This is a genomic window from Mesorhizobium sp. LEGMi-168a, from assembly GCF_058312955.1.
On record NZ_JBZEGV010000080.1, the window covers coordinates 1 to 2,015 of the forward strand.

Annotated in this window: 1 protein-coding gene; it reads left to right on the plus strand. The window is 64.0% G+C overall.

Going from position 1 to position 2,015, the window contains the following annotated elements; all coding sequences use genetic code 11:
- Positions 1-383 precede the first annotated feature (383 nt).
- Positions 384-1,763 carry a group II intron reverse transcriptase/maturase gene (gene ltrA, locus AC4FWB_RS33940; protein WP_491030574.1) on the plus strand — a complete coding sequence of 460 codons (1,380 nt, stop codon included), beginning with the start codon at positions 384-386 and terminating at the stop codon, positions 1,761-1,763.
- Positions 1,764-2,015 lie beyond the last annotated feature (252 nt).

Sequence of the window (2,015 nt, forward strand, 5' to 3'; positions counted from 1 at the left end):
CTTCCCAGCCTGATGGCGGCGAAGGGATAGCGAAGCGCAAGGGCGTCGTCGCGAGGCGAGGTCTGAAGGAAGCGTGGAGCAAACCCGCGACCCGATGGACAAGAACCGGATATGAGGCCTACCCGGCCGGACGAGCGGGCACATGACCGCGAAGTCCATGGTCATCAAGGGTCGGGGTGGTAAATCCGGCGGGGATGCGGGGAAGGCGGTCGCTCTTACCTCGGGAGATCTGCGCGGTGTCCGGAAATCCGGACTGAGCCCGCCGTGAGGCGCGCCGATCGCGGCGCAGAAGTCAGCAGAGGGCATAGTAGCTGCCGGGCTACCTCGGCGGTGAAGGCCCGAACGGTTGGAAGGACGAGTAGGACGGAGTTCTCGCATTGGCCATGCGGCGGAAAATCCAGTTTGAGCTGACCTTTGCCAAGGAAGGAGCGGGTGAAGCCTGCGACCGAGCTTGGGCAGGGACCGAAGCCGATGCGGCGAACGCCGCCCCCGAAAGCCCGGCGGCGCTGGCCGGACCGTGCATGGAAGCGATTGTCGAGCGCGACAATCTGAGGAAGGCGCTGGCGCAGGTCCGGCGCAACAAGGGGGCGCCTGGGATCGACGGCATGAGTGTCGAGGCCTTGGCGCTGCATCTGAAAGACCACTGGCCTGAACTTCGCGCCCAATTGCTCGAAGGCTCCTACAAGCCGCAGCCGGTGCGGCGCGTCGACATCCCGAAGGCATCCGGCGGCATCCGTCCGCTTGGCATTCCGACGGTGCTCGACCGCTTTATCCAGCAGGCGCTGATGCAGGTGCTGCAGGAGGCATGGGACGAGGGGTTCAGCGCATCGAGCTACGGGTTCCGACCCGCACGCTCGGCACATCAGGCGGTTGCGGCGGCGCAAGCCTACATCGCGTCGGGCCATCGCATTGTGGTGGACATCGACCTGGAGAAGTTCTTCGACCGGGTCAACCACGACATCCTGATGGGGCTGGTGGCCAAGCGGGTGTCCGATCCGCGCATCCTTCGTCCGATCCGGGGCTTTCTGACCGCGGGTGTGCTTGAAGGCGGGCTGGTCGGCCCAATCGATGAGGGTACACCGCAGGGCGGACCGCTCTCGCCGCTGTTGTCGAATCTGATGCTGGACGAACTCGACAAGGAACTGGAGCGACGCAAGCATTGCTTTGTTCGCTACGCCGACGACTGCAACATCTACGTGCGCAGCGTACGTGCGGGTGAACGGGTGATGGCTAGCGTCGAACGCTTCCTCGACAGGCGTCTGAAGCTGAAGGTCAACAGACAGAAGAGCGCGGTCGCCGCGCCGCACCGGCGCAAGTTCCTCGGCTTCAGCTTCACGCACGAGAAGACGCCAAGGCGTCGGATCGCGCCGCAGGCTGTGGTCCGCTTCAAGGAGCGTGTGCGGGCGCTGACGATGCGGACGCGGGGCGCGAGCCTCGTGCAGATAGCCAAGGAACTGTCGCTCTATCTGAAAGGATGGCGCGGCTACTTCGGCTTTTGCGAAACCCCGTCGGTATTGCGCAGCCTCGACCAGTGGATCAGGCGCAGGTTCCGATCCATCGCATGGAAACAATGGACGCGCGGGCGCACCCGCTTTGCGGAGCTGCGGCGAAGGGGCATAGGGCACGAACTGGCGGCACGAACCGCCGGCAGTGCGCACGGTCCCTGGCGCATCAGCAACAGCCCGGCGCTCGCCATTGCCCTGCCCAACGCCTTCCTCGCAAGCATCGGCCTTGCCTCCCTCGCCCCTGCCACTGCCGCATAACCAACCGAACCGCCCTGTACGGACCCGTACGCAGGGTGGTGTGGGAGGGGAGGAGCCGCGAGGTTCCCCCCTATCCCGATTGGCGGACGCTTGCGTCCGGTCGACCAAGCGTTCCGCTATTAGGACAATCTGAAAATCATTCCTGAACCGCTTGCGGGACGACAGCGAGGGTTTTGGCGCAAACAAACGATTTAAATCGGTTTAAGTGTCGCGCGATTTTGTTTGCGCTGCAGCATTTTCACGCTAATCATT

Bases quoted from the DNA above. Each gene is read 5' to 3' on its own strand.
- ltrA (WP_491030574.1), top strand. From the start codon at position 384: ATGCGGCGGAAAATCCAGTTTGAGCTGACCTTTGCCAAGGAAGGAGCG.